Below are 26,575 nucleotides of genomic sequence, written 5' to 3'. Positions count from 1 at the left end.
TACCCAGCGCTACGTTGATCGAGTAAAACTGAAGGCCCTAATGAGCGAGCCCAACAAGGAAGGTCTCTTCATGCAACGAACCATCCTTCTGGCAACCGACAACAAAAATTCCATCCTGACCGAGCTCTCGGGGGACAAGCCTAACCCCATCGCCTATTCTGCCTACGGCCAACAGTCTGCGCAGCAGGCGGTTGCGACGGGCCTGGGGTTCAACGGCGAACTGCGCGAGCCGCGCCTCAACTGGTATTTGCTGGGTAACGGCTACCGCGCTTACAACCCGACGTTGATGCGCTTTCATAGCCCGGACACTTTGAGCCCGTTTGGGCAGGGTGGGTTGAATGCGTATATGTATTGCGTGGGGGATCCGGTGAATGCCTCGGATCCGACGGGGCATATGGGGCTCTTCAAATTTTTTACAGGGTCATCGCGCGGGGTAGCCAGGTCACCAAGTGCGTCTAGCTTAAACCCCCTCATCTCCAACACCGCTCAAGTACCTCCCGCCGCTACGCCCCTATCGGCGCGATCCAAAGAAATGACGATGGGTGTAACCAATCCGACTTTCGTTGATAAGGGGGCAACGTCCATGGCCAGACACGAAAACATACCGACAATCACCGGAAAATCTCATACGGAAGTAACGACTCATAAACCCATCGCTCCTCGGCTTAAAAGCGAAGTCCCCCCTCCGATTCCGCCAAGACAACAGCCCCGCGTTAATGACACTGGTGGACAGGTAGGAATCATCAGCCCCAACTGGATAGAAGGTGAAGCTTATGCATTCCCTCTCGCTCCTGTTCCCGAACCAAGGACGCTACCAAGTGGTGCTACGAGGTACTACTCTGTGAAATACGACGCTAATGGCAACGCCACACTGAGCGGTCTTAATAGATATAGTTTGCCTTATTTAGGCAGTGCAATCAGAAACGCAGAGAAATAGGCGCTGGAAATCTGACTCATCAACGATGGCAACGGAATGGCAACCATCGTTGATGAGCCCGGCTCCACCGGTTGAGCCTTGACGTATTGCGAGGACGCCTACTCCACCACCAACCGCGCCAGCCGTTGCTTGAGCATCCGGTTTTCGGCGCGCAGTTGCTGCACTTCTTCCAGCAGGTCGAGCGCCAGGGCGACGCCTTCCCATTCCAGCTCCAGGTCGCGCCGCAACTTGGCGGCGCGTTTGGCCAGCGCCAGCTCAACATCGTTGAACCGCCAGTCCTTGGGCGTGGAGCCCTGAGGTTCGAGGATGCCGTGTTCGACGATTTCGATCACGTAGACGTCCGACAAATCGGTCGCCTCACAGAATTCTGCCATGTCCAGTTGAACGATCAGGGGGTTGCTCATAGTCAACGACTCCGTAGCTCTTGGAACAAAAGGGGTCTAGCGGATTAAAAGTGCTCCCGTGGATTAAAAGCGGCCTTCTTCGCCAGCTCTTGCCACAACGCCTTGACGCCCTCGTCGGTGTGTTTGGGCATCACGGCCTTCAGTTGCACAAACAGATAACCGCGATGACCGGCCTTATTCAGCAGGCCGTGGCCCTTGGCGCGCATACGCTGGCCATTCTGGCTCCCAGCCGGGATTTTGAGGTTGATCTTGCCGGTCAGGGTCGGCACGGCCACTTCAGCACCCAACGCCAGTTCCCACGGTGCCAGCGGCAAGGTGATGATGAGGTTCTCGCCCTCGACATCGAACTTGGGGTGCGGCGCGAAGCGAATCGTCAGGTACAGGTCGCCATTGGCGCCACCACCGATACCCGGTGCGCCCTGACCTTTGAGGCGGATGCGCTCGCCATCGGTCACGCCTGCCGGGATTTTCACGTTCAGGCTTTTGCTGGTGTTGCTGACATGCTGGCCGGCGGCATTGTATTGCGGCACCTGGAAGCTGATCTTTTTAGACTCGTTCGACAGGGTTTCTTCGAGAAAAACCGCCAGTTCCATTTCCACGTCTTGCCCTCGACGACCCGCACTGCGGCCCGACTGTCCCCCTCCAAAACCACCACCACGGTTGCCGAAAATCGAACTGAAGAAGTCCGAGAAATCGCCGCTGTCCTGTCCGCCGCCAAAACCACCGGCACCACCCCGCCCTTGCCAGCCCGGTGGGCCCTGGAACGGTTGGCCGTGCTGGCCGTATTTGCGCAAGTCGTCATATTCGGCGCGCTTGTCGGCGCTTTTCAGCGCTTCATAGGCTTCCGAAGCGTCCTTGAACTTGGCCTCGGCGTTTTTTTCCTTACTCACGTCGGGGTGGTATTTACGCGCCAGTTTGCGATAGGCGGCCTTGATCGCCTTATCGTCAGCGGTCGGTTCCACACCGAGAATCTTGTAATAGTCTTTGAAGTCCATCGCGGGAATCACCATCCGTTATCGATATCGCGCCGCCTGCACAGCCTGCGTCATTTGCCTGGCCATAGGCTTGACCGGTCTCAAGGTTGTGACCGGGCGGCACATCAGAAGTTTATCGGCAGCCGGGGCGGATCACTTGATCGCGGTGTGGCTGCCAGGCTCATGCCGGTAAGTTTGGGGAGCAAGGATAGTCTTTCAAGGCGCTTTAAGCTGCGATTTAGCAGATAGTCGGCCTTCGATTCTGCGCCGCACTGGCATACACTGCGCGGCCGTTTTTTAACCGGAACTCGAAAGACATGAAAAACGCATCTCCGGCCCGTGCCTGCGGTATCGACTTCGGCACGTCCAACTCCACTGTCGGCTGGCTGCGCCCTGGCATGGAAACGCTTATTGCGCTGGAGGACGACAAGATCACCCTGCCTTCGGTGGTCTTCTTCAACATCGAAGAACGCCGCCCGGTGTACGGCCGACTGGCGCTGCACGAGTACCTGGAAGGTTACGAAGGCCGCTTGATGCGCTCGCTCAAGAGCCTGCTGGGTTCCAAGCTGATCAAGCACGACACCAGCGTTCTGGGCACGGCGATGCCGTTCAAGGACCTGCTCGGGCTGTTCATCGGCCAGTTGAAGAAGCGTGCCGAAACCGAAGCCGGCCGGGAGTTCGAAGAAGTGGTACTGGGCCGTCCGGTGTTTTTTGTCGATGACGACCCGATGGCCGACAAAGAAGCCGAAGACACCCTGGTCGACGTGGCACGGGCGATTGGCTTCAAGGAAGTGTCGTTCCAGTACGAACCCATCGCGGCAGCCTTCGACTACGAGTCGACCATCGAGCGTGAAGAGCTGGTACTGATTGTCGACATTGGCGGTGGTACGTCCGACTTTTCCCTGGTGCGCCTGTCGCCCGAGCGGCGCGGCATGGATCACCGTCAGGACGACATCCTCGCCACTGGCGGCGTCCATGTCGGCGGGACCGATTTCGACAAGCAACTCTCGCTGACCGGCGTGATGCCGCTGTTCGGCTACGGTAGCCGGATGAAGAGCGGCGCCTACATGCCCACCAGCCAGCACATGAACCTGGCGACCTGGCACACGATCAACTCGGTGTACTCGCAAAAAACCCAACTGGCCCTGGGCAGCATGCGTTACGACATCGAAGACACGGGCGGCATCGACCGCCTGTTCAAGCTGATCGAACAACGCGCCGGGCACTGGCTGGCCATGGAAGTGGAAGAGACCAAGATCCAGCTGACCCACGCCGACAACCGTCACGTACCACTGGACCGCATCGAGCCGGGTTTGAGCGTGGAACTGAGCCGGGCGCTGTTCGAGTCGGCCATCGACGGCTTGCTGGAGCGCGTGCGCAACAGCGTGACCCAACTGTTGAACGACGCCAATGTGCGCGTTGATCAGGTCGACACGGTGTTCTTCACCGGGGGTTCGAGCGGGATACCGGCGCTGCGTAACAGCGTCTCGGCGATGCTGCCGAACGCGCGGCATGTGGAAGGCAACATCTTCGGCAGCATCGGCAGCGGGTTGGCGATCGAAGCGATGAAGCGGTACGGCACTCAGGCCTGATCCGCAAGACCGCAGCGCCTGCTTCGCGAGCAAGCCCGCTCCCACACTGAATCTCCTGTGAACACACGATGTGTGAACACTCGCGATCAAATGTGGGAGCGGGCTTGCTCGCGAAGGGGCCCTGCCAGGCAATACATCTCGGGAATCAGACCATCCCGATCTGCTTCAACTCGCTCTTCAAATACGCGTAATAAATCGGCCCCGCCACCACCCCTGGCAAGCCGAACGCGGCCTCGAACACCAGCATCGCCAGCAGCAACTCCCACGACTTGGCACTGATCTGCCCGCCGACAATCCGCGCGTTGAGGAAGTATTCCAGCTTGTGGATAAAGATCAGGTAGCCCAGCGCTGCCACCGCCACCCAGATCGACAGCGACAAACCGACGATGGTGATCAGGGTGTTGGAGATCAGGTTGCCGATCACCGGCAACAGCCCGAGCAGGAAGGTCAGTACGATCAGGGTTTTGGTCAGCGGCAGTTTGATCCCGAACATCGGCAGGACCACCGCCAGGAAGATCCCGGTGAAAAAGGTGTTGAGCAGGGAAATCTTGATCTGTGCAAACACTATGTTGCGAAACGCCTGGACCAACAGGTGCAAACGGTCGAACAGCGCCGCCGCCAGGGGTTTGCGCTGGGTCAGGTCCGGGATGCGCTGCAAGGCGATGATCGCCCCCAGCACCATGCCGATCAGCAACGTGACGAACATGTGCGCAGCGTCTTTGCCGACCAGTTGCAGGTCGCTCAGGTGTTTGCTCAACCACTCGCCGATGGCCACGCGAAATTCGGCGGCACTGGCCGGCAAGTAGGCATCAATGAACGGTGGTAACTGGCCGCGGGCCTTGTCGACCACGGCCATGAATTTGTCCAGGGAAGCTCCGGGGTTTTCCGCCTCATGCAGCAGAAAACTGATCGCACCAGCAAAAATCAGCGCCAGTACACTCACCACCAGCGTGCCCAGCAAGGCCACGGCCAGCCAGCGCGCACGCCGCCCTTCGATCAATCGTTGCAGTTGCGGGGTGAGCATGTTGACCAGCTCGAAGACCAGCAACCCGGCCAGCAAACTGGGTAACAATCGCAGGGGCAACACCAGCAGCAGGCCACCAAAAATGATCACCCAACTGACCAACAGCAACACGTGACGCTGAGAAAACGTTGGCATACAGCCTCAAAACAAACGGCGTAAAAGGATTGGCAGTCTGCCAGCGTTCGGGCATTGAAGCGAGCGGATGACATCACCCCTGTAGGAGCAAGGCTTGCCCGCGGTGGAACTGATGACCGCGTCATCGTTCATCGAGAGCAAGACTTGCTCCTACAGGGGGGGCGCAGCTTACTTTTTCTTCAGGCAATCACTCATGAAGGCTTTGCGTGCATCGCCCTTCAGCGCCTGGGTGGCGGCGGTGGCGTTGCAGGTTTTCATTTTTTCTTGCTGAGGCGTCATCGGCTTGGCGGCATCGTTGGCTGCGGGTGCAGCCTTGAGGCAGGTGCTCATGAAGGCTTTGCGCTCATCTCCCTTGAGGGTTTTCGCGGTGGCGTCGGCATTGCAGGTGGTCATTTTGTTCTGTTGGGCGGTGGCGGCAAACCCCTGGGAACAGAGCAGCAGGCCGATCATCAACAAAGGGATACGCAGCATCTTCATGGAGTTTTCTCCTTGTTACCGCGCCGATGGGCGCAGCCTTCCGTGAAGTGTAGACAAAGCTTGTTACACCTTCACCTACTATCCAAGGCTGGTCCGGCGGTATTGCTCGGGCGTGCAATCGGCCTGGCGCTGGAACATCGCGATAAACGCCGACGCCGTGCTGTAGCCCATGTCGAAAGCGATTTCCTGAATGCTGCGGGAACTGTCCAGCGCCTCGATCGACGCCAGAAAACGCAAGCGCTGACGCCACTCACCAAAACTCATGCCCAACTCGCGAACGAACTGCCGGGCCAGGGTTCGTTCGCTGACATGGATCAACTGCGCCCACTGCGCCAGCGGGCGGTTATCGCCTGGCGAGGCCTGCAAGGCTTCGAGTATGCCGAGCAATCCGGCGCTGCTGGCGTAAGGCAAATAGCAGTTATGCACAGGCGCTTGCTGAAGCTGGTCGACCAGTACCTCGGCCAGGCGTTTATCGGCCGGGTGTTCGGGGATTTTCACGTCGCGGGCGGCAAAGTCCTTGAGGATCGCCTTGAGGATGTCGCTGATCGCCAGGGTGCAAGCCTGATGCGGCAAGTCCTGGCACAGCAGCGGTGCCAGGCAGACAGCCCGATAGTTGACCGGTTGGTTGCTGTAGAAGCTGTGCTCGGTCTGAGGCGGCACCCACACCGCGTACTGCGGCGGCGACATGAAGCGGCTGCCTTCGATGTCCATGTGCAGCACGCCGTGAGCCGAATACTCCAGCGTGCCCCACGGGTGGTGGTGGGCCGAAGCGTACTCGTGAACGTCAAAGTCGGCGTAACGGAAGTACACCGGGGACGGCAGTTCGCTGAAATCCAGCAGATCGATGTGTTTACTGTTCATGCTGTCCGGAATCAGAGGCAGGTTGTCTGGATCGAAGTATAGGCTTTGATCCAGACAAGCGGATAATCACGCTTCATTAACGCTCTGGTTTCCCCTCATGCAATACGCTTATCCCTTGCTGGCCATTTTCATCTGGGCCGGCAACACCGTGATCAACAAACTGGCGGTCGGCGCAATCTTCCCGGCCGAGATCGGTTTCTATCGCTGGCTGCTCGCCGGGATGCTGTTCACCCCGTTCATGCTCAAACCGGTGATGACGCACTGGGCGGTGATTCGCCCGAACCTGGGCAAGATCTTCGTCCTTGGCGTGCTAGGCATGGCGGTGTATCAGAGCCTGGCCTACTTCGCCGCGACGATGACCTCGGCCACCAACATGGGCATCATCCTGTCGCTGATGCCGTTGATGTCATTGGCCATGGCGATTGTCAGCCTCGGCCAGCGCCTGACTGCCGGCGCACTGGCCGGCGCGGTGTTGTCGTTTGCCGGGGTACTGGTGGTGGTGTCGTCCGGCAGCCTCGGCACGCTGCTGGAGCATGGCGTCAACCTGGGCGACGCGATGATGCTGATCGCCACGCTGGCGTATGCGATCTACAGCACCCTGCTGAAAAAATGGCAGTTGCGTCTGCCACCGCTGGTGTTGCTGTACTTACAGGTGCTGGTGGCGGTGGTGGTGCTGTTTCCGCTGTTCCTGGCCTCGCCGAAAGTCGGCCCGACCCTGCAGAACATTCCGCTGGTGCTGTATGCCTGCCTGCTGGCCTCAATGGCTGCCCCACTGGCGTGGATGCAAGCGGTGGTGCGCCTGGGGCCGAGCCGGACCACGTTGTTCTTCAACCTGCTGCCGCTGATTACCGCGCTGATCGCCGCCGTGGTGCTGCATGAACAATTGGCGCTGTATCACCTGGTCGGTGGCTTGCTGACATTGGGCGGGGTGATTCTTTCCGAGCGCTGGACCACGGTGCTTGGCCGCGCTTGAACTTCTGTGGCGAGGGAGCTTGCTCCCGCTGGGTTGGTGGCCCGCTCGCTTGCGCAGCAACCCTGAGGCCTGTGTCCAGGATCGCCTGGTTTGCGACCGCTTCGCGCTCGAGCGGGAGCAAGCTCCCTCGCCACAAAAACGGCTACACGCCGGCTGCCTTCAACCGCTGCGCATGTTCAACGAACAGCCGTACCGGGTCGGCCCCCTTGCCCACCAGCCCCAGTGACTGGTTGACGATGTCAAAGTGATCGAGCGGGTATTCATCCCCGATCACCGTGCCCAGGTGTGAGCTGTAGCGCCCGACCATGCCATCGCAATGTCCGGCCTCGCGCACGAAGGTGCGGGCGAACAACCGGCAACTGCGGTTGGTGCCGTCGAACAGGTTGCCGCCGCGGTCGGTCTTGCCCGGTTGCAAGGTGCCGGACCAGGAGTAGTAGCGCACGCCGTTGACCACCTCCGGGCCCTGCCCGCCCCAGGTATCCGGCAAGCCCTGTGGATAACGTTGATTGAACAGCGCCACCCCTTCAGTGGTCAGCGATTGGTGCGAGGCGTGGACATCCACCGGCAGCTTCGGCCCGCGACAACCGGTTTCCAGCACGCCCATCACCCACGCCACCGCGCGCAATACGACACTCAGCACACGGCCCTTCGCGCTGTCGTGCGGGTAGTTCTTTTGCAGATAATCCGCCAGTTCCGAGCCATGGTTGGGACCGGCGACCGAGGTGACCGACGCCACCCAGTCCGGCCGCTTGGCGGCGGCATAACGGGCGGTCAGTGAACCCTGGCTGTGACCAAACAGATTGACCTTTTGCGCACCGGTCTCACGCAAAATCGCCTCGATGCGCGTCAGCAACTGCTCACCACGCACCTCGCTGGAGTTGATAGGGGAAACCTGCACCGCAAACACCACCGCCCCGCCCCGGCGCAACGCCGAGACGATCCCGAACCAGTACGGATAGAACAGCAGCCGGATAAACCCGAGCATTCCCGGCACCAGCACCAACGGGTAACGCGTGGCAGTCGCTTGCGACATGGGCAAACATCCTTGTGAACAGAGAGTGGGCCAAGGCATCGGCCACGAGCATCGCCATCGAAGATGACACCTTTACGTCCAGTCTATGACACTCAAGAACTCTGGCTTCAAACCCTCACGCCTCGCCCGGTGGTCGAGGCCATGAGCAGTCCTGACCGTTTGTGGTCAATCGGATAAAACTTTTCGCCGCGTTCATCACTCACACCTTAAGTAGCGATCACGCCAACAGAGCGTGGAGAACCGCCGATAGCCCGAGGAGATCGAGATGAGTGACCTGCAATTGTCAGATGTAAGCACCCTGCGCAAACGCGCCCGCAAACATGTCGAGAATGGCGCCGTGACCGAAGGCTACAGCGCTGATCGCAAGGAGGTCCTGCGCTTGCTCAACGAGTCGCTGGCCACCGAACTGGTGTGCGTGCTGCGCTACAAACGGCACTACTTCATGGCCAACGGCTTGAAAGCCGCCGTGGCCGCCGATGAGTTCCTGGAACACGCCACTCAGGAAGCCGAACATGCCGACAAACTGGCCGAGCGCATCGTGCAACTGGGCGGCGAACCGGAGTTCAACCCCGACCTGCTGTCCAAGAACTCCCACGCCCAGTACGTGGCTGGTAATACACTCAGGGAGATGGTCTACGAAGACCTGGTGGCCGAACGCATCGCCATCGACAGCTACCGCGAAATCATCCAGTACATTGGCGAAAAAGACCCCACCACCCGGCGGATCTTCGAAGACATCCTGGCCCAGGAAGAAGAACACGCCGATGACATGGCGGACATCCTGAAGGATTTGTAAGCACTGCACGACCGCCATCGCGAGCAGGCTCGCTCCCACCTCTGATCTGCGGTGTTCAACAGGTCAAGGGAGGGAGAGAGCCTGCTCGCGATGGGCCGAGACAGACAGCCCATTACCGGGTGGGTTGGACCGTCACCGGGGCCTTGCCTTCTTTCATTTGTGCCAGCAACGGCGCGCATTGATTCGGCTCCCCACCGCTCGGTGCGACCAGTGCAAGCAGCCCGGCCGCGGGCCCGGCAATCACGCCGAGCGCCACCATCCCGGCGCCCCGCAGCATCAACGGTACACCTTTCACGCCCGCCTCCGGCTTGATGAACTTGCCGCGCACATACAGCGGTGAACGCAGGGAGATCAGCCGCCAGCCCTTGGATTGCGGCGTGATGGTCAGGTCCAGTTGTTCGCTGGCCATGTTCGCCGTGCCGTCGATGTAGATGATGGCGTTCTCGGTATCGAACACGAACAGGCGGGTGGTCGCCAGACCGCTCTTGACCCCGAAGTCTGCCGCCGCACAGTTGATCTTCACGTCCTTGTCGCCAAAGATTTTGCCGACCACGTAATTGCCGACGTTGAGCCCCGCCAGTTCCATCAATTCACGGCTGATTGCCCCGTCATTGATCAGCATCTTCACGTCACCCTTGGCACTGCCCAGCAACGCCGCCACCGAGTTGCCCGTGCCGGCAATGTCGGCGTCACCGTTGAGTTCACCGAAGCTGGTTTTCATCGGTTCGAAGGTCGGGAACAACTGCTTGAGCTTGAAGCCGCGCGCCGTCAATTTGGCCTGGCCTTCCAGCGGCGTGGTGCGCCCGTCGAGGCGAATCTGCGCCTCCAGCTTCCCGCCCGCCACGCCAAAGCGCAGGGGCTCCAGGCTGAGTTGGCCGTCGCTGAGCACCACGTGGGTGTAGAGGTCCGTGAACGGCAGTTTTTCGCTGTGGACAATACGCTTGCCGGTGAACTCGACATCCGCATCCATGTCACGCCAGCGCTCGGTGCGGAACGCATCGACCGGCAGCACCTTGTCCGCCGGTTGCTTGCTTTCACCGCCGCGGGCCTTTTGCCTGGCGTTGGAGTCGGCGCCGATCAGCGGCGCGAGGTCGGCGAACAACAATTGATTGGAAACCAGTGCCCCGCTGAGCCTGGGCCGTGGCTGGCTGGCGACATACGCCAGGTCGCCGTGAACATCACTGCCGCCGATGGTGCCGTTGAACGCTTCATAACGGAACGTCGCACCGTCCGGTTCATGCAGGTTGGCGATCAAGTGACCGTCCGTGGCATACGGCGGTGAGTCCGGCAGGGTCACGCCGGTCAAGGGATAGAGGTTACCCAGGCTGGAACCGGCCAGTTTCAGCCGCAGGTCCAGCGCACCGAGGTTCAGTGGATCGGTCAGGGTGCCGGCCAGTTCGATGCGGGTGTCGCCGATGGTCGCTTGTGCCTGCAACGGAAACGGCTTGGCCGCATCCTGCAACGCCAGCAAGCCACCGATCTTGCCCTGCCCCGTGAGTTTTTGACCGTGGTACTGACCATTTACCTTCAGTGCGAACGCGTAATCCTGGGGGGCCGAGCCTTTTTCCAGGGCTTTTTTAGCCGCTCTGTCGCCAACGATGTCACTGAACGGAATCGGCTTGCCCAACGGGTCGATCAACAGGTCGAGTCGGGTTTTCAGGCTTTGATCGTCAAGGGTGACGTGGCCCTTGTCGAAACCGATTGCGCCGATGTCCACCACCCAGTTGGACGGTTCAGCGTTCGGGTCTTTGGGATCAAGCGTGAACGCCCAGTTGGCACGACCGTCGGCCAGGCGTTGCAGGTCGGCAGTGGGCTGCGTCAGGTCGATGCGCGGGATGACCACGCGTTGCGCCAGCAGGGCCAGCGGTGAAATCCGCAGTTCAACCCGCTTGAGCGTGACCATTTGTGGCTGTTTCGACCACTCTGGGTTGCCTAGGCTCAAGTCTTCAGCCACCACGTGCGGCCACGGCACCCAGGCCCGCCAACCGCCTTCGTCAGCCTCACGCTGCCAGACCACGGCGAGGTTGCCATTGATGGCGAACGCACGGTGCAGCTCTTCGGACACCTTGGCATTGAGCGGGGGTTTGATCCGGTTCCAGTCGAAAAACACGATGAGCAGAACCAGCAAGGCAAACAGCACCACGAGGCTGGTGAAGGTCCAGGCCAGAATTTTACGAGTGCGCGTCATTGCACAGGACTCCTGATGACAACTGAGCGCCCGACCTGCGACGCACCTATGAACGGTAGGCCAAAAACTGACCGACGATGGAGACTACGACTGGCAAATAGCCCACAGGTTTAATCGTAAATGCCCCTTCCGGGCGAAATAATCGGTCGATTTCTGACCGACCAGCCAACTCTGCGTTACCGCTTGCGCACACTTGCGATGCGCAAGTGAGTCGAAAATACCCACCTCAGTGCAAAAGCACCCGCCGGAAACGCCCGGTCTAGAGCCGTTTCGCAGAACAATCAATTCTGTTGATTATTACCATTGTCTTTATGAACTTTTATATCGACTTATCGAGAGTAGCATTGCCTCCGTACCCACTTTATCGCCCTTCCAAGGAGCACCCCATCATGAAACGCCCATTACTGCTTGGCCTGACCCTCTCGATTCTGGCCGCCAACGCGTTCGCCCTGCCAGCCGCCGAGCAAGCAACCCCTCAAGTCAAAGACAGCCACTCGGTTTTCACTCAAACCGTCGCTGAAGGGGGTCGTGATCGCCTTGAACAGAAAGGCCTGGTTGAAGATGGCTATGACCGCACCCCACAAGGTCAAACCGTCGCTGAAGGCGGCCGTGATCGCCTTGAACAAAAAGGCCTGGTTGAAGATGGCTACGACCGCACCCCACAAGGTCAGACCGTCGCCGAAGGTGGCCGTGATCGCCTCGAAGAGAAAGGCCTGGTTGAAGATGGCTATGACCGCACCCCACAAGGCCAAACCGTCGCCGAAGGTGGTGGTGACCGTGTGATCGAACGCAACAGCGCTGTGAGCTGAGCCCATGGCGGCCCTGGAAAAAAGCCCGATCCCTGGATCGGGCTTTGACTTTCTATAAGCAGCACTTCCTTCGCACAATCGCCCTACGCAAGTTCGACGCCGACAAAGCTGATTTGCTAGAGTGCGCCGCTGTCCTTGATCAGAAATCAGCCTCCCGATGCTGCCCCGCGCCGAACAGAAACAACAGACCCGCAACGCCCTCATGGATGCTGCCCGCCACCTGATGGAAGGTGGACGTGGATTCGGCAGCCTGAGCCTGCGCGAAGTGGCGAGAACCGCAGGGATCGTGCCCACCGGTTTCTACCGGCACTTTGCCGATATGGATCAGTTGGGGCTGGAACTGGTCAGTGAAGTCGGCCAGACCTTCCGCGAAACCATCCGGCTGGTGCGCCACAATGAATTCGTCATGGGCGGGATCATCGACGCTTCGGTGCGGATCTTTCTCGATGTGGTTGCAGCCAACCGCTCGCAATTCCTGTTTCTGGCGCGCGAACAATATGGCGGCTCGCTGCCGGTGCGCCTGGCCATTGGTACGCTGCGCGACAACATCAGCTCCGACCTGGCGGCCGACCTCTCGTTGATGCCCAAGCTGCAACACCTCGATCTCGCCGGTTTAAGTGTCATGGCCGACCTGATCGTCAAAAGTGTGTTCGCGACCCTGCCGGACATCATCGACCCGCCCGCCGAAGCCTTGCCCGAACACCTGACGCCCCAGGTGAAGATTACGCAGCAACTGCGTTTTATCTTTATCGGCCTCAAGCACTGGCAAGGGCTGGGCAGTACCGAGTAACCCCTGTGGGAGCGGCCCCGCTCCCACATTTGGTGCATTAAGAGTCCTTCACGCACCAACACCACCCAAAATCCTGCAACATCTTGAAACACCTACTACGCTCTGTCAGGGATTTCCTACGTCTCGTCCGATTGGCAAGCCCCTTGCTCTAGCCTGAGCATTGTCCTTTGCAAGGAAGCCTTCCGATGCTGGTGATTCACCGCAGAATCGACCCTCAACCCCTCTGGGCCGCCGAATTGCACCTGAACTTCGAGGCGCGCAGTAAAAGCCGCCTGCGCTGTTTCAGTGCCGAAGGTGAAGACGTCGGGTTGTTTCTGGAGCGCGGTCAGCCGCCACTGCATGATGGCGAATGCCTGCAAGCCGAAGACGGCCGCGTGGTGCGGGTGTGCGCCCGCCCCGAACACTTGTTGCACGTCACCTGCGCCAATGCCTTGGAATTGACCCGCGCCGCGTATCACCTGGGCAATCGCCACGTTGCATTGCAAGTCGGTGACGGTTGGCTGCGACTGCTCGACGACTACGTGCTCAAAGCCATGCTCGAACAACTGGGCGCCCGCACCGACAGCATCGAAGCCCCGTTCCAGCCGGAACACGGTGCTTACGGTGGCGGTCATCATCATTCACGGCACGGCGACGAAGACTTCAACTATCCGCCGAAACTGCACCAGTTCGGCGTGCGTTTATGAACCCGGCCTGGGCGCTGCTGCGCCTGGCCAGCCCGCAATTGCCGATTGGCGGCTACAGCTATTCACAAGGTCTGGAAATGGCGGTGGACAACGGCCGTGTCAGCGACCCGACCTCTGCCAGGCGCTGGATCAGCGACCAACTCCTGCTGAACCTGGCGCGCTTCGAGGCGCCACTGCTGTTTGCCCATTGCACCGCTGCGGCCTGCGAAGACTGGCCCGCGTTGCGCCAACGCGGTGAAGAACACCGCGCCAGCCGCGAAACCCGCGAGTTGCATCAAGAGAGCCGGCAAATGGGCTACTCCCTGCAACAACTGCTCAACGGCTTGCCGGAACTTGATGACGCCGCCCGTGCGTTTCTTGCACAACACGGCGAGCCCCATCTGGCCCTCGGTTGGGCGCTGGCCGCCCGCGCCTGGCAGATCAGCCCGCAAGACGCGCTGGCTGCCTGGCTCTGGAGCTGGCTGGAAAACCAGCTCGCGGTGCTGATGAAAACCCTGCCGCTGGGCCAGCAAGCCGCGCAACGCCTCACCAGCGAACTGCTGCCGCTGCTGCAACAAGCGCAGCAGAACGCCTCAAGCATCGACCCCGACCATTACGGCAGCGCCGCTTTCGGCCTGTCCCTGGCGTGCATGGCCCATGAGCGCCAGTACAGCCGCCTGTTTCGTTCCTAGGGCCTGTTATTTTGGAGAATCACATGAACGCACAACCTCTGCGCATTGGCATCGGCGGCCCGGTCGGTTCCGGCAAAACCGCCCTCACCCTGGCCTTGTGCCTGGCGTTGCGTGATCGCTACAACCTGGCAGTGGTCACCAACGACATCTACACCCGCGAAGACGCCGACTTTCTGGTGCGCAACGAAGCCCTCGCCCCCGAGCGGATCATCGGCGTGGAAACCGGTGGCTGCCCGCACACGGCGATCCGCGAAGACGCCTCGATCAACCTTGAAGCGGTGGATCAACTGAACCGGCGCTTTGCGGGGCTGGACCTGATTCTGGTGGAGTCCGGCGGCGATAACCTGTCGGCCACCTTCAGCCCGGAACTCTCGGACCTGACGATCTACGTGATCGACGTCTCGGCTGGCGACAAGCTGCCGCGCAAGGGCGGGCCGGGAATCTGCAAATCCGACCTGCTGGTGATCAACAAGATCGACCTGGCGCCGCTGGTGGGCGCATCACTTTCGTTGATGGACAGCGACACCCGACGCATGCGCAACGGCAAGCCGTTTGTCTTCAGTAATCAGAAAACCGGCCAGGGACTTGAAGAAATCATTGCCTTCATCGAACGCCAGGGGCTGCTGACCACCGCCTGAGACTTATCCACACGGGTTATCAACAAGGAAGCTTATCCATGACACTCAAACGCCTATTCGCCGCTGCAACCCTGCTGCTCACACCGGCACTGGCCTTCGCCCACCCCGGCCATGGCGACAACGGTTTGCTGGCCGGCATCAGCCACCCGATTGGCGGGCTCGACCACTTGCTGGCGATGCTCGCTGTCGGGTTGTGGGCCGCGCAGCAACAAGGCGCAGCACGTTGGGCGCTGCCGTGTACGTTCGTCGCCACCATGCTGATCGGCGGCATGCTGGGGTTTGAAGGTTTGAACCTGCCGGCGCTGGAAAACGGGATTGCCGCGTCGGTGCTGGCGCTGGGCCTGGCCGTGGCGCTGGCCGTGCGGCCGCCCTTGAGCCTGGCCATCGCCGCCACCGCGCTGTTTGCGTTGTTCCACGGCGTGGCTCACGGCCTGGAACTGCCGGACATGTCCAGCCCCTGGACCTATGCGATCGGCTTTGTCGCCGCGACGGCGGCTTTGCATGCGGCGGGTTATGCGGTGGTACGCGTGTTGCCGCAAGCGGCGGCGCCGCTGGTTCGGGTGGCGGGTGCAGCGTCGGCGGCGACCGGCGTCTGGTTGCTCGCCGGCTGAGTTTTCTATCGTCAGTACCGACCCCATCGCGAGCAGGCTCGCGCCCACAATGGAACTGTGTGCGCAGGGCTAGTGAGGGAGCGAGCCTGCTCGCGATGAGGGCCGGACAGACACTGCTTCTCTCAGGCCTGCTACCATGTCGCGCAAACACTCCCGCCGTGACGACGCCAGCCAATGCCTCATGCTCCCCGCTCTGCCCCCCAGCCTGAATTGACCGCCCTGTTCGCCACGGTGCAGCAGCATTTTCGGGACGTCATCGTGCCGCTCTGGCAAGGCCCCGGCTGGAATGCAGACATGGCGTTGCCGTATGAGGCGCTGGACGCCGAACACCGGCCATTGCCGCCCCAGCGCTACCGGGCCATGGCCTGCGCGCGACAGCTGTACCTGTTTTCCAGCCTGATCGGCGAAGTGCCGGCCGCCGAAGAGCGCGCCGCTGCATTGTTCCGCTCCTTGCAGCGGCACTTCCACGATGCCGAACACGGCGGCTGGTTCTACAGCATCGATGCCCACGGCGCGCCGCTGGATCAGCGCAAAGACCTCTACACCCACGCCTTCATCCTGTTCGCCTGCGCCCATTACTGGGGCAAGGTGCGCGAGCCGCTGGTGGAGTCGGTGCTCAATGCCGCGCTGGAAGTGATTGCCCAGCGCTTCGCCATTGAGGGCGGACTGTACGAGGCGAGCCTGGATCGCGACTGGTCGGCGCTCAATGTCGGGCCCTTGCAGAATCCCTTGATGCACCTGGCCGAAGCCTTCCTCGCGACCCTCTCGGTCCGTGAAGATGCTGCCGTGCAAAGCGCCCTTGTCGCCCTGTGCGACGGCCTGTACAAGCGCTTTATCCACCCCGATGACGGCGTGATGATGGAAAAACCGCTGGGGCTCGAGGACAACTGGTTTGAACCTGGGCACCAGTTCGAGTGGTTTTTCCTGTTGGAGTCTTCGCCGTTGCTGCGCGGCTCGAAACTGCACACATCCTTGACCCGAGCCTTCGGCGCGACCGAGCAGCAAGGGGTCAATGACCAGACCGGCGCCGTGCGCGCCATGCTCGACCCTAACCTGGACGGTCGGCCTCGCGATGAAACCCAGCGTATCTGGGCCCAGGCCGAATATCTGCGTGCCCTGACCCTGCGCCCGGACAGCGAAGCGTTGATTGCGCGCCAGTTGCGTGCGTTGCAGCAGCGCTTCCTGCATGCCGGTGGCTGGTACGAATGCCTGGACGCCAACGGCGCAGTCAGCCGCCGTGACATGCCGTCAACCACGCCTTACCACTTGGCGACCTGCTATCGCGGCCTGGTTGAATATCTGCGCTAACCCTGTGGCGAGGGAGCGTGCTCCCGCTGGGCTGCCGCAGCAGCCCCTGATTTTGTCAGGCACACCGCAGGCGGCTTCGCACCCGAACGGGAGCAAGCTCCCTCGCCACAGCTCACCGACTCAGCCCGCAATCCACTTGCGATCACCGGTAAAACTGATCGTCAGCCAGCGCGCCGCATCCGGCTTGCCGAGCTTCGCCGAGATCTGGTCACGGAGCGCATCCAGCGTGGTCACGTTGTCCAGTCGGTAGTCGGCCGGCAACACCACATGAATCTCGATAAACCGCGCCCGCCCATGCTTCTGCACATAGGAGATGTAGTCGGCAAAGCCATGCTCGGCCTTGGCCTCGTCCATCACCTGACGCACCGTGTCGTCGAGTTGGTCCGGGGCAATCCCCAGCACATCGCGCAGCGCCGGTTTAAGAATCTTCAACGCCGGTGCGAGCATGCTCAGGGCCAGCAGAATCAGGATCAACGGGTCGACGTAGACCGCCCACTCGCCATACCCCTGGGTCTTGAGCAGCAACGCGGTGAGGAAGCTCACCAACAAGCCAACCGACAGCATCGCGTCCACCAGCCAACTGATGTTGTCGAACTGGATCAGCGACGATTTCAGCTTACGGTTGCGATAACGGACGTAGAAGAAATAGGCGAACTCGACAACGGTAAACACCGCCGCATAGATAATCACCAGCCCTAGCTCGATCTCGCGGCCACCGTTGATGATGCCGAACACGCCGTTGAGAAAAGCGTAGATCGCAATCAGCACCAGGAAGCTGCCTTCGATCAACAGGACCATCGGCTCCAGGTGCCAGTAGCCGAACTGGAAGCGCTGGTTGCTTTGCTTGGCAATCAGCTTGGCGGTAATCAGCATCAGGACCTTGATGAAGGTCGCGATCAAAGAAAAGAAACCATCGAACAGGATGGATTGGGATCCGGAAACAAACCCAGTGACAATGCCGGCGATCGCCACGGCGAACATCAGAATCGTCGATTGTTTGAGCAGTACCTGCTCACCTCGGTTACTCACGTAGCCTCCTCTGAAAACCTTGAACACCGCGGGGTGCGGTGAGGTTGTTGGGAGGGGAGTCTACCTTATGTCATGTTTTACCTGTTCCGGCGCCTTCGCGAGCAAGCCCGCTCCCACATTGCATCTGTGGAGTGTCTGCAATACTGGACACAACACATTTCCCCTGTGGGAGCGGGCTTGCTCGCGAAGAACGATAACGCGGTCTTAAGCCTTGCCACCATTGCGCTCAATGGAGAACCCAGCCCAGGTCTGGCTCACCGGCATCAGCTCCAGGCTGTTGATGTTGATGTGCGCCGGAGCATTGAGCACCCAGAAGATCGTTTCGGCGATGTCCTGCGGCTGGATCGGCTCGGCGCCGGCATAGGTCGCGTCGTAACGGGCCTGATCACCGGCGAAACGCACCAGCGAAAACTCGCTTTCACACAGGCCCGGCTCGATGTTGCTGACCCGCACGCCCGTGCCTTGCAGGTCGCAACGCAGGTTCAGCGAGAACTGTTTGACGAAAGCCTTGCTCGCGCCATAAACGTGGCTGCCAGGGTACGGGTAGTTGCCGGCGATGGAGCCAAGGTTGATGATCCCGGCGCCACGACCATGGGCGATCAAGCGCGGTAACAGCAGGCGAGTGCTGTACATCAGGCCTTTGATGTTGGTGTCGACCATGGTGTCCCAGTCATCCAGATCGCACGTGGGCGCAGGGTCCACGCCCAGGGCCAGGCCCGCGTTGTTAATCAGCCCGCGCAGGGTGGTGAAGGACGGCGGCAGGTTGGCAATGGCGTTTTCCATGGCCTTGCGATCACGCACGTCGAGCACCAGGCCATGGACCTCAGTCTGCTTCGACAATTCGGCGCACAAGGCATTGAGGCGTTCCTCACGACGGCCTGTCAGTACCAACTTCCAACCCGCCTCGGCAAAACGGCGGGCACAGGCTTCACCAAAACCGGACGTCGCGCCAGTAATAAACAGGGTGTTGGACATCGTGTTCTCCTCAGTTGGGCTGATGCGCAGCCATTGAAATAAACATTCAGCTGGCAGCATGCCCGGCCTGACAAACAGCGGCAACTGGCGCTCGGCAATTGAGCACCGTGGGCCACTGTCGCCGCCGAGGCCGGTGTGACCGGGCCTGCCAACTGTACAAAAAACGCTCAACGCCTTCAGCGCCATGTCCACCGGGGCTTGCAGCCACCTGCACGCACCTTATCCACAACCCCGTCCACAGTCTTTGGGGGCAAGTGCCAAACCGCAAGAAGCGCTATCCACAAGGCTTTGCGGGGTGATTCGAAAGTTTTTTGCTTGACCCGTGATACCCCCGCGTGCAGGCATCGCCCACAGACGCGACCGGCCAGTCAAATGAGCGATGGCTCCACGCCAGTAACCACGGTGCTTTCCCGAGTCTTTCCAGAGTTTAACCACAGACTTATCCACAGGCTCGCCGCGCTCTTTTCACCCGCGCAGCATCGACAATAAAAAGGTTGACAAGCGCGGCTCAGGGTCATGGAAAAACGCCTGATCAAAAAACAGCCACAACGCCACACACCACGCCAATCAAGGCCTGTAGACAGTTGCACCCACGTTACCCACAGCCAGCTCCACAGCAAACGGGGACAAGTCAAAGCTGTGGAAAAACAGCCAATTGCAGCGTCTTTATGTCGCGCTTTAGCAGGTTGCGAATATTGTTTTCCACAATTCACCGAAAGGGCACCACTGACATCTTGTGGGATCGAGCCTGCTCCGGGCGGCGATCCGACGATAGCGGTGGTTTGGTCTCTTCAATGCTGGATGTGCTGCATCGCGATGCCGGTTCGATCCGGCAGGGGGGAGGTGTAAAAAAGCCCCGGCGATTGCGCTCCGGGGCTGTGGATAGTTCAACAGTGACTCAGTGCCCGCCCAGGTAGGCGTTACGCACCTCCTCGTTCACCAGCAGCTCCTTGCCGGTGCCGCTCAGGCGGATCTCGCCGTTGACCATCACATACGCCCGGTCCGAGAGCCGAAGGGCATGGTTGGCGTTCTGCTCCACCAGGAAGATAGTCATGCCGGTGCCCGCCAGCTCGCGCAGAGTGGCGAAGATCTGTTTCACCACGATCGGCGCCAACCCCAGGCTTGGCTCATCGAGCAACAGTAACTTGGGGCGGCTCATCAGGGCGCGGGCGATGGCGAGCATTTGCTGTTCGCCACCGGACATGGTCATCGCCCGTTGATTGCGCCGTTCCTTGAGCCGCGGAAACAGCTCGAACATCCGCTGCATGTCTTCGGTGACGTACTGGTCCCCAATCGGGATGGTGCCCATCTGCAGGTTTTCTTCGACCGTCATGTCGGGGAACACCCGTCGCCCTTCCGGCGACTGCGCGATACCGTTGGACGCGATGTAGTGGGACGACTTGTGGGTGATGTCCACGCCCCGGTAGATAATCTGCCCGTCGGCGGCTCGCGGCTGACCGAAAATCGACATCAGCAAGGTCGACTTGCCGGCGCCGTTGGAGCCGATCAGGCTGACGGTTTCCCCTTCGTTGATGTGCAACGAAACTTTTTTCAGGGCCTGGATCGGTCCGTAGAACACGTCCAGTTCTTTGAGTTCGAGGATCGGTTGAGTCATACCACCTCCTCTTCGTCGGCACCCAGGTAGGCGGCAATCACTTTCGGATCGTGGCGAATCGCTTCAGGCCCACCCTCGGCGATCACGTTGCCGTGGTCCAGTACCACGATGTGGTCGGAAATACTCATTACCATGCCCATGTCATGTTCGATCAGCACCACGGTCAGATCATGCTCGTCACGCAGCAGCCGGATCATCGCGCTCAGCGCTTCGGTTTCCTGAGGGTTAAGGCCGGCGGCCGGTTCGTCGAGGCAGATGATCTGCGGCCGCGTGCACATGGCCCGGGCAATCTCCAGACGCCGTTGCTGGCCGTAGGACAGCTCACCGGCCAAACGGTTGGCACAGTCCACCAGGTTCACCACCTCCAGCCAGTAAAAAGCGTGGTCCAACGCATCGCTTTCAGCCTTTCGATAACCCTTGGTGTTGAGGACGCCGGCCAGCATGTTGCGGTTGACCCACATGTGTTGGGCCACCAGCAGGTTCTCCAGCACCGACATTTCCTTGAACAGGCGGATGTTCTGGAAAGTCCGTGCCAGCCCGGCACGGTTGATCAGGTGCGTCCCCCCGAACATCTTGTAGAAGAGCCGACTGGCGAAGCTTTTGGGCGACACGAAGTCAGTCGCCTTGAACGGTTCCCCGAGCATTTTGATGACGTTGGTTTTCTCACCGCGCGCGTTCAACTCGATATGCCCACCGGAGGCCTTGTAGAAACCGGTCAGGCAGTTGAATACCGTGGTCTTGCCCGCTCCGTTGGGGCCGATCAGGGCGAAGATCGAGTTGCGTTTGACTTGCAGGCTGACGTCACTCAGGGCCTTGATGCCGCCGAAGTGCATCATCAGGTTTTCAACCTTCAGAACGATTTCATCACTCATGGTGCCACTCCCTTACGTGGGGTCACACCGGTACGGCTGATACGAATCAGGCCGCGCGGTCGCCAGATCATCATCAACACCATGAGAATGCCGAACAGCAGCACCCGGTACTCGGCAAAGCTGCGCAGCAGTTCAGGCGCGACCGTCAACACGAACGCGGCGATGACCACACCGATGGTCGAGCCCATGCCGCCGAGTACCACGATGGCGAGGATCAGTGCCGACTCGAAGAAGGTGAACGAGGTCGGGTTGACGAAGCCCTGATAGGTAGCGAAAAACACCCCGGCCAGGCCGGCAGTCGATGCGCCCAAAGTGAACGCCGAGAGTTTCACCAGCACATGGTTCAGGCCCATGGCACGGCAGGCGATTTCATCTTCACGCAGCGCTTCCCAGGCACGGCCCACGGGCATGCGTGTCAGGCGGTTTTTAACGTGGAGCACGAACAGCACCACCAGGAACAGCACCGCGTAAATGAAGTAGAACTTCACATCGGGGTTGTAGGCGATCCCGAAAAACTCATGGAACGGCACCCCGCCATCTTTCGCCCGCTTGCCGAACTCCAGGCCGAAGAAGGTCGGCAGCGGCGCGGCCATGCCGTTCGGGCCACCGGTCAGTGACAGCCAGTTGTTGAGGATCAGGCGAATGATTTCACCGAAGCCCAGGGTCACGATGGCCAGGTAGTCGCCATGCAGGCGCAACACCGGGAACCCGAGGATGCAACCGGCCAGCCCGGCAGTGATGGCCGCCAGTGGCAGAACCGTCCAGAAGCCCAGCCCGAGGTAGTGGTAACCCAGCGCCAGGCCATAGGCGCCGATGGCATAGAACGCCACGTAACCCAGGTCCAACAGACCGGCCAGGCCAACCACGATGTTCAGGCCCAGGCCCAGCAACACGTAGATCAGGCCGAGGATGACCACCCCCAGCAGGTAGGAGTTGGCGAACACCGGAAACACCACGGCAATGACGATCAACAGCGGGATGATCCAGCGCAACCGTGATTTGTAGTCCGGTGCCTGTACGTGCACACCGGAGCCGGTGGTTTCAAAGCCCTCCAGAATCACCCGGCCCCTGGGGGTTTGCAGGAACAGGCTCAGCGCAAAACGCCCGAGCATCACCGCCGCCACAATCCAGGCGACCCGCTTGGGTTCCAGGTTGAAGCTGTAGCCATCCAGTACGACGCCAACAATCGGGCCGAACACGATCACCGCAATCAGGCCGGCAAGAATCGCTTCGACCACACTTTTTTTGATATCGATCGATTTTTTATGGGTTGAAGACATCGCTTACACCTTCGACACAAGAGGACGACCAAGCAGGCCTTGAGGCCGAAAGACCAGAACAAGCACCAGCAGCGAGAAGCTGAATACGTCCTTGTAGTCCGAGTTGATCAGGCCGGAAAACAACGACTCGGAGATCCCCAGGATGATCCCGCCAAGCATGGCCCCGGGCAGCGAACCGATACCGCCCAGCACCGCGGCGGTGAACGCCTTGATGCCGATGACGAAGCCTGCGTAGAAGTCGAAGGTGCCGTAGTTCATGGTGATCAGCACACCCGCCAGCGCCGCCATGGCCGCACCGATGATGAATACGTAGGAAATCACCCGGTCGGTGTTGATCCCCAAAATCGAGGCCATCTTGCGGTCTTGCTGGGTGGCGCGGCACATGCGGCCGAGCTTGGTGTACTTGATGACGTAGGTCAGCAGGGCCATCCCGAGGAACGCTGCAACCAGAATGAAGATCTTGGTGTAAGTCAGCTGGACGAAGCCCGTTCCGATATCGATCCGCCAGGCGCCGGTCAGCAGCGTCGGAACGCCTTGTTGGCGGGTGCCCTGGCTGATCTGTGCATAGTTTTGCAGGATCAGGGAAATACCGATGGCGCTGATCAGCGGCGCCAGCCGGGTGGAGTTGCGCAGCGGTTTATACGCGATACGTTCGATGACCCAGCCATACACCCCCGTGACCACGATGGTGAAGACCAGTGTGCCGAGCATCAACAGCGGGAAGGATTCAATACCGAAGTAAGCCAGCAGAGCCAGACTGATTGCCGCCAGGTAAGCAGAAATCATGTAAACCTCGCCGTGGGCGAAGTTGATCATGCCGATGATGCCGTAGACCATTGTGTAGCCGATGGCGATCAGGCCATAGACCGACCCGAGGGTCAGGCCGTTGACCAGTTGCTGCAGGAAAATACCATCCATAACGCAATCTCACGCACTTGAGAGACGGCACACGTGGCTGCTGCGACGGCGTGGGGTTCAGCCATCCGCGCAACACCCAGAGGTGCAGCTCTAGGAGAAAAGACAGGTACTGCACGGACACGCGGTAAACGGCCGGCCCCCGAGGGGGCCGGCCGGATCAGGCGTTCAGATCACTTCTGTTTTTCCAGCTGATGGTATTTGCCGCTCTTGTCCCACTGGTACACCACGTAGTCCGAGACCTTCAGGTCGCCCTTGCTGTCCCAGGATTTTTCGCCCATCACGGTTTTGACCGGGTTGGCTTTCAGCCATTTGGCGGCATCTTCACCCTTGTTGGACTTGGCACCGTTGAAACCGGCGGCCAGGGTCTGGATCGAGGCATAGGCATACAAGGTGTAGCCTTCAGGCTCGTAGCCGGAGGCACGGAACTTGTCGACCACCGCCTTGCTGTCCGGCAGCAGGCGCGGGTCGGCACCGAAGGTCATCAGCACGCCGTCGACGTATTGCGCGCCACCTGCGGTGGTCACCAGTTCGTCGGTAACGATGCCGTCATCGGACATGAAGGTGACATCCTTCAGACCCTGTTCACGTAGTTGGCGAACCAGTGGGCCGGCTTCCGGGTGCAGGCCGCCGAAATAGACCACATCGGCCCCGGTGCCACGGATCTTGGTGACGACTGCGCTGAAGTCTTTTTCGCCACGGGTCAAACCTTCATACAGCACCGGTTTCACGCCGCGCTTTTCCAACTGGGCCTTGGTGGCATCCGCCAAACCCTGACCGTACGTGTCCTTGTCATGAAGCACCGCCACTTTCTTGCCTTTGAGCACGTCGACGATGTAGTCGCCCGCCACGATGCCCTGCTGGTCGTCACGCCCGCACATGCGGAACATGGCGCTCAGGCCGCGCTCGGTCACCTTGGGGTTGGTGGAGCCTGGAGTAATCGAAATGATCCCGGCTTCGTCGTAGATCTCGGACGCGGGAATGGTCGAAGACGAGCAGAAGTGCCCGACCACACCGGCGACTTTCTGGTTGGTCAGGTCCTTGGCGACCGACACAGCCTGTTTTGGCTCGCAGGCGTCATCGCCTTTGACCAGGACGATTTTTTCGCCGTTTACCCCACCTGCCGCGTTGACCGCATCCGCCGCTGCCTGCGCACCCTTCATGTACTGCTCGCCAAATGCCGCGCTAGGACCTGTCATGGGGCCAGCAACACCAATTTTGATATCAGCCTGAGCAAACGCAGAAACACCCAGCGCAGCTGCCACTGCGAGGGCTACAAAGCCTTTTTTGTAAAACGTCTGGGACATGAGGTGGTGCTCCAAGGTTTTTTTAGTTGGCATTGCGACTTCTCTGAATGCTCAGAGCAAGGGCCGTGCCATCGGTTTTTTGTTCTTCAAAACGTCGCTGCTTTTTTGTTATTTCGACTGTTTCTGGCCCATTTTCATTGGACGTGCAACCGTCTAAACCGCGGAAGGTGAAACCATTATTTTTTGATGGCGCAACCCACTCGCGCCATCACTGCAACCGCAGCGCCGAACGACGTGCAACCGCCGTGTAACAGCCTGCGTCACCGAACTGCACACTGCTGGTGCGCAACTGCTACAACCCGCACCATTGAAGGCTAGTCGTTGCACGGAAAAGCGCCGCTCCCGGCAACAAATTCACACCGCTATATGACAATGCGCAGGCACTGCCCGGCGTGATAGAGGGAAAACCCTGCTTCATACAAACAGCTACGCAACCCGACGCCTGCCAATGGCTGCATAGGGGCAAAAGGAATTGGCAAGACTTGAGGGTTCCCGTGGCACAGGTAGTCGGCGAAGGCTTTGCCAACGACGGTGCCGGTGGTCACGCCACGGCCGTTGTAACCGGTGACCGCCACCAAACCAGGCGCAGGCTCGAACAAACGCATCAAGTGGTCGGGGGTGAAGGCGATGCACCCGGTCCAGGTGCACTCCCATTCCACCGGTTTGAGATAGGGAAAGTAGTGCTGCTGAACCCGATCGGCCCAGGCTTTGAGGAACCACGTTGGTTTCTGGTTGCCGTTGCCCAGGCTGCCCAGCAGCAGGCGCCCCTGGCTGTCGCGGCGAATGCTGCTGAGCACCTGACGGGTGTCCCAGGAGCCCTGGCCGCCCGGCAAAATCTGTTGGGCGGCGTCTTCGGTCAACGGAACGGACGCAACCTGATAGTAGTAACCGGGGAAGAAGTTGCGCCGCAACTCGGTCCAGTCACCTTCGGTGTAGGCGTTGGAGGCAATCACCACTTGCTCGGCCGACACTGCACCTTCAGCAGTTTGCACCGACCAGCGTTGGCCCTGGCGCTCCAGCCGGGTGACCGCTGAATGATCAAACAACTGCCCTCCCAGATCAGCCGCCGCTTTGGCCAGGCCACTGGTGTACGCCATCGGGTTGAGCGTACCGGCGCGGCGGTCAAGCAACGCGGCGGCGATCTTTTTAGTGCCCGTGGCCTGCTCGCACGCGGCACCCGTCAACAACTCGACCGGCGCGCCACGACGCTTCCATTGTTCTTCACGGCTGCGCAAATCGGCTTCGCCACGGGCGTTGTGCGCCATATGCAGTGTGCCTTCGCGGCGCAACTGGCAGTCGATGTGGTACTTGTCGATCAGGCTGAACACCAGCGACGGCGCCGCACCAAGCATGCGGTTGAGCTGGCTGCCGACCACTTCGCCAAAACCGGCTTCGATCTCGTCCGGGGGAATCCACATCCCGGCATTCACCAGCCCGACGTTACGCCCCGAACCGCCCTGCCCACAGCGCTGAGCCTCCAGCACGCAGACACTTTTGCCCTGTTCCAGCAAATGCACGGCGGCCGACAACCCGGTGAAGCCTGCGCCGATCACGCACACATCCGCGCGGACCTCGCCCCTGAGCGCCGCCCGGTCTGGCCGTTGCGGCGTCAGTTTTTCCCATAAACACTCGTCCGATAACGGCATTGCAAGCTCCTCGTCGGAGCAGCGGCGAG

The 26,575-nt window shown here is 60.3% G+C and carries 26 protein-coding genes; 11 read left to right on the top strand and 15 right to left on the bottom strand.

Going from position 1 to position 26,575, the window contains the following annotated elements; translation table 11 throughout:
• Positions 1–70 precede the first annotated feature (70 nt).
• Positions 71–937 (top strand): RHS repeat-associated core domain-containing protein, encoded by an 867-nt coding sequence (locus AC1Z1G_RS03175; protein ID WP_483624802.1) that lies wholly within the window; start codon positions 71–73, stop codon positions 935–937.
• 98 nt (positions 938–1,035) lie between these two features.
• Here AC1Z1G_RS03175 and AC1Z1G_RS03170 read toward each other — a convergent pair whose 3' ends face one another.
• On the bottom strand, positions 1,036–1,341 hold the full coding sequence (locus tag AC1Z1G_RS03170) for a chaperone modulator CbpM (protein ID WP_483624800.1): 306 nt from the start codon (positions 1,339–1,341) through the stop codon (positions 1,036–1,038).
• A gap of 44 nt (positions 1,342–1,385) precedes the next feature.
• Entirely contained in the window at positions 1,386–2,336 is a 951-nt protein-coding gene (locus tag AC1Z1G_RS03165) for a DnaJ C-terminal domain-containing protein (protein ID WP_483624798.1), read from the bottom strand.
• 296 nt (positions 2,337–2,632) lie between these two features.
• Here AC1Z1G_RS03165 and AC1Z1G_RS03160 point away from each other — a divergent pair, with 296 nt between their 5' ends.
• Entirely contained in the window at positions 2,633–3,907 is a 1,275-nt protein-coding gene (locus AC1Z1G_RS03160; RefSeq protein ID WP_483624797.1) for an Hsp70 family protein, read from the top strand.
• 145 nt (positions 3,908–4,052) lie between these two features.
• Here the strand turns inward: AC1Z1G_RS03160 and AC1Z1G_RS03155 are convergent, their stop codons facing one another.
• From AC1Z1G_RS03155 to AC1Z1G_RS03145, 3 genes are all read right to left on the bottom strand, one after another.
• On the bottom strand, positions 4,053–5,066 hold the full coding sequence (locus tag AC1Z1G_RS03155) for an AI-2E family transporter (RefSeq protein ID WP_483624796.1): 1,014 nt from the start codon (positions 5,064–5,066) through the stop codon (positions 4,053–4,055).
• Between the two features lie 168 nt (positions 5,067–5,234).
• On the bottom strand, positions 5,235–5,543 hold the full coding sequence (locus AC1Z1G_RS03150; protein WP_483624795.1) for a PsiF family protein: 309 nt from the start codon (positions 5,541–5,543) through the stop codon (positions 5,235–5,237).
• 78 nt (positions 5,544–5,621) lie between these two features.
• Positions 5,622–6,404, bottom strand: a complete 783-nt coding sequence (locus AC1Z1G_RS03145; RefSeq protein ID WP_483624794.1) for an AraC family transcriptional regulator — start codon at positions 6,402–6,404, stop codon at positions 5,622–5,624.
• A 97-nt stretch (positions 6,405–6,501) separates the two neighbouring features.
• On the opposite strand from AC1Z1G_RS03145, the gene AC1Z1G_RS03140 reads away from it, so the two are divergent.
• Complete coding sequence (locus AC1Z1G_RS03140) at positions 6,502–7,377, top strand: DMT family transporter (RefSeq protein WP_483624793.1); 876 nt, start codon at positions 6,502–6,504, stop codon at positions 7,375–7,377.
• Between the two features lie 142 nt (positions 7,378–7,519).
• Here the strand turns inward: AC1Z1G_RS03140 and AC1Z1G_RS03135 are convergent, their stop codons facing one another.
• A complete protein-coding gene (locus AC1Z1G_RS03135; protein WP_483624792.1) occupies positions 7,520–8,410 on the bottom strand; it encodes an esterase/lipase family protein in 891 nt (296 codons plus the stop codon).
• 265 nt (positions 8,411–8,675) lie between these two features.
• On the opposite strand from AC1Z1G_RS03135, the gene AC1Z1G_RS03130 reads away from it, so the two are divergent.
• Complete coding sequence (locus tag AC1Z1G_RS03130; RefSeq protein WP_483624790.1) at positions 8,676–9,206, top strand: ferritin-like domain-containing protein; 531 nt, start codon at positions 8,676–8,678, stop codon at positions 9,204–9,206.
• A gap of 112 nt (positions 9,207–9,318) precedes the next feature.
• Here AC1Z1G_RS03130 and AC1Z1G_RS03125 read toward each other — a convergent pair whose 3' ends face one another.
• Entirely contained in the window at positions 9,319–11,394 is a 2,076-nt protein-coding gene (locus AC1Z1G_RS03125; protein WP_483624789.1) for an AsmA family protein, read from the bottom strand.
• Between the two features lie 389 nt (positions 11,395–11,783).
• On the opposite strand from AC1Z1G_RS03125, the gene AC1Z1G_RS03120 reads away from it, so the two are divergent.
• The 7 genes from AC1Z1G_RS03120 to AC1Z1G_RS03090 all read left to right on the top strand — a co-directional run bounded on the left by AC1Z1G_RS03120 (position 11,784) and on the right by AC1Z1G_RS03090 (position 16,907).
• Positions 11,784–12,203, top strand: coding sequence for a hypothetical protein (locus tag AC1Z1G_RS03120; RefSeq protein WP_483624788.1), 420 nt, complete (start codon positions 11,784–11,786; stop codon positions 12,201–12,203).
• Positions 12,204–12,360: 157 nt separating this feature from the next.
• The gene (locus tag AC1Z1G_RS03115) at positions 12,361–12,993 is read left to right on the top strand and encodes a TetR family transcriptional regulator (protein WP_483624787.1); all 633 of its coding nucleotides are present in this window, start codon (positions 12,361–12,363) and stop codon (positions 12,991–12,993) included.
• A 185-nt stretch (positions 12,994–13,178) separates the two neighbouring features.
• On the top strand, positions 13,179–13,679 hold the full coding sequence (gene ureE / locus AC1Z1G_RS03110) for an urease accessory protein UreE (protein ID WP_483624785.1): 501 nt from the start codon (positions 13,179–13,181) through the stop codon (positions 13,677–13,679).
• A complete protein-coding gene (locus AC1Z1G_RS03105; protein WP_483624783.1) occupies positions 13,676–14,350 on the top strand; it encodes an urease accessory protein UreF in 675 nt (224 codons plus the stop codon). Before ureE ends, AC1Z1G_RS03105 begins: the two co-directional genes overlap by 4 nt.
• 23 nt (positions 14,351–14,373) lie before the next feature.
• Positions 14,374–14,988: an urease accessory protein UreG gene (gene ureG, locus AC1Z1G_RS03100; RefSeq protein ID WP_483624781.1), complete on the top strand. Its 615-nt coding sequence runs from the start codon at positions 14,374–14,376 to the stop codon at positions 14,986–14,988.
• A 38-nt stretch (positions 14,989–15,026) separates the two neighbouring features.
• The gene (locus tag AC1Z1G_RS03095; protein ID WP_483624780.1) at positions 15,027–15,599 is read left to right on the top strand and encodes a HupE/UreJ family protein; all 573 of its coding nucleotides are present in this window, start codon (positions 15,027–15,029) and stop codon (positions 15,597–15,599) included.
• A gap of 174 nt (positions 15,600–15,773) precedes the next feature.
• Positions 15,774–16,907 (top strand): AGE family epimerase/isomerase, encoded by a 1,134-nt coding sequence (locus AC1Z1G_RS03090; protein ID WP_483624779.1) that lies wholly within the window; start codon positions 15,774–15,776, stop codon positions 16,905–16,907.
• 120 nt (positions 16,908–17,027) lie between these two features.
• On the opposite strand, the gene AC1Z1G_RS03085 is transcribed toward AC1Z1G_RS03090, so the two are convergent.
• The 8 genes from AC1Z1G_RS03085 to amaA form a co-directional block, all read right to left on the bottom strand.
• On the bottom strand, positions 17,028–17,936 hold the full coding sequence (locus AC1Z1G_RS03085; RefSeq protein ID WP_483624777.1) for a cation diffusion facilitator family transporter: 909 nt from the start codon (positions 17,934–17,936) through the stop codon (positions 17,028–17,030).
• Between the two features lie 204 nt (positions 17,937–18,140).
• The gene (locus AC1Z1G_RS03080; protein ID WP_483624775.1) at positions 18,141–18,911 is read right to left on the bottom strand and encodes an SDR family oxidoreductase; all 771 of its coding nucleotides are present in this window, start codon (positions 18,909–18,911) and stop codon (positions 18,141–18,143) included.
• A gap of 898 nt (positions 18,912–19,809) precedes the next feature.
• Positions 19,810–20,526: an ABC transporter ATP-binding protein gene (locus AC1Z1G_RS03075; protein WP_483624773.1), complete on the bottom strand. Its 717-nt coding sequence runs from the start codon at positions 20,524–20,526 to the stop codon at positions 19,810–19,812.
• The gene (locus tag AC1Z1G_RS03070; protein WP_483624771.1) at positions 20,523–21,398 is read right to left on the bottom strand and encodes an ABC transporter ATP-binding protein; all 876 of its coding nucleotides are present in this window, start codon (positions 21,396–21,398) and stop codon (positions 20,523–20,525) included. Before AC1Z1G_RS03070 ends, AC1Z1G_RS03075 begins: the two co-directional genes overlap by 4 nt.
• On the bottom strand, positions 21,395–22,678 hold the full coding sequence (gene livM, locus AC1Z1G_RS03065; RefSeq protein WP_483624769.1) for a high-affinity branched-chain amino acid ABC transporter permease LivM: 1,284 nt from the start codon (positions 22,676–22,678) through the stop codon (positions 21,395–21,397). The genes AC1Z1G_RS03070 and livM overlap by 4 nt, the downstream gene beginning before the upstream one ends.
• 3 nt (positions 22,679–22,681) lie before the next feature.
• Complete coding sequence (locus AC1Z1G_RS03060) at positions 22,682–23,596, bottom strand: ABC transporter permease subunit (RefSeq protein ID WP_347903663.1); 915 nt, start codon at positions 23,594–23,596, stop codon at positions 22,682–22,684.
• A gap of 170 nt (positions 23,597–23,766) precedes the next feature.
• Positions 23,767–24,900, bottom strand: a complete 1,134-nt coding sequence (locus AC1Z1G_RS03055) for a branched-chain amino acid ABC transporter substrate-binding protein (RefSeq protein ID WP_483624767.1) — start codon at positions 24,898–24,900, stop codon at positions 23,767–23,769.
• 362 nt (positions 24,901–25,262) lie between these two features.
• A complete protein-coding gene (amaA, locus tag AC1Z1G_RS03050; RefSeq protein WP_483624766.1) occupies positions 25,263–26,546 on the bottom strand; it encodes an L-pipecolate oxidase in 1,284 nt (427 codons plus the stop codon).
• Positions 26,547–26,575: the final 29 nt, after the last annotated feature.

This window comes from Pseudomonas sp. JL27(2026) (assembly GCF_056933555.1).
This window is presented reverse-complemented; position numbering and strand designations above follow the sequence as displayed.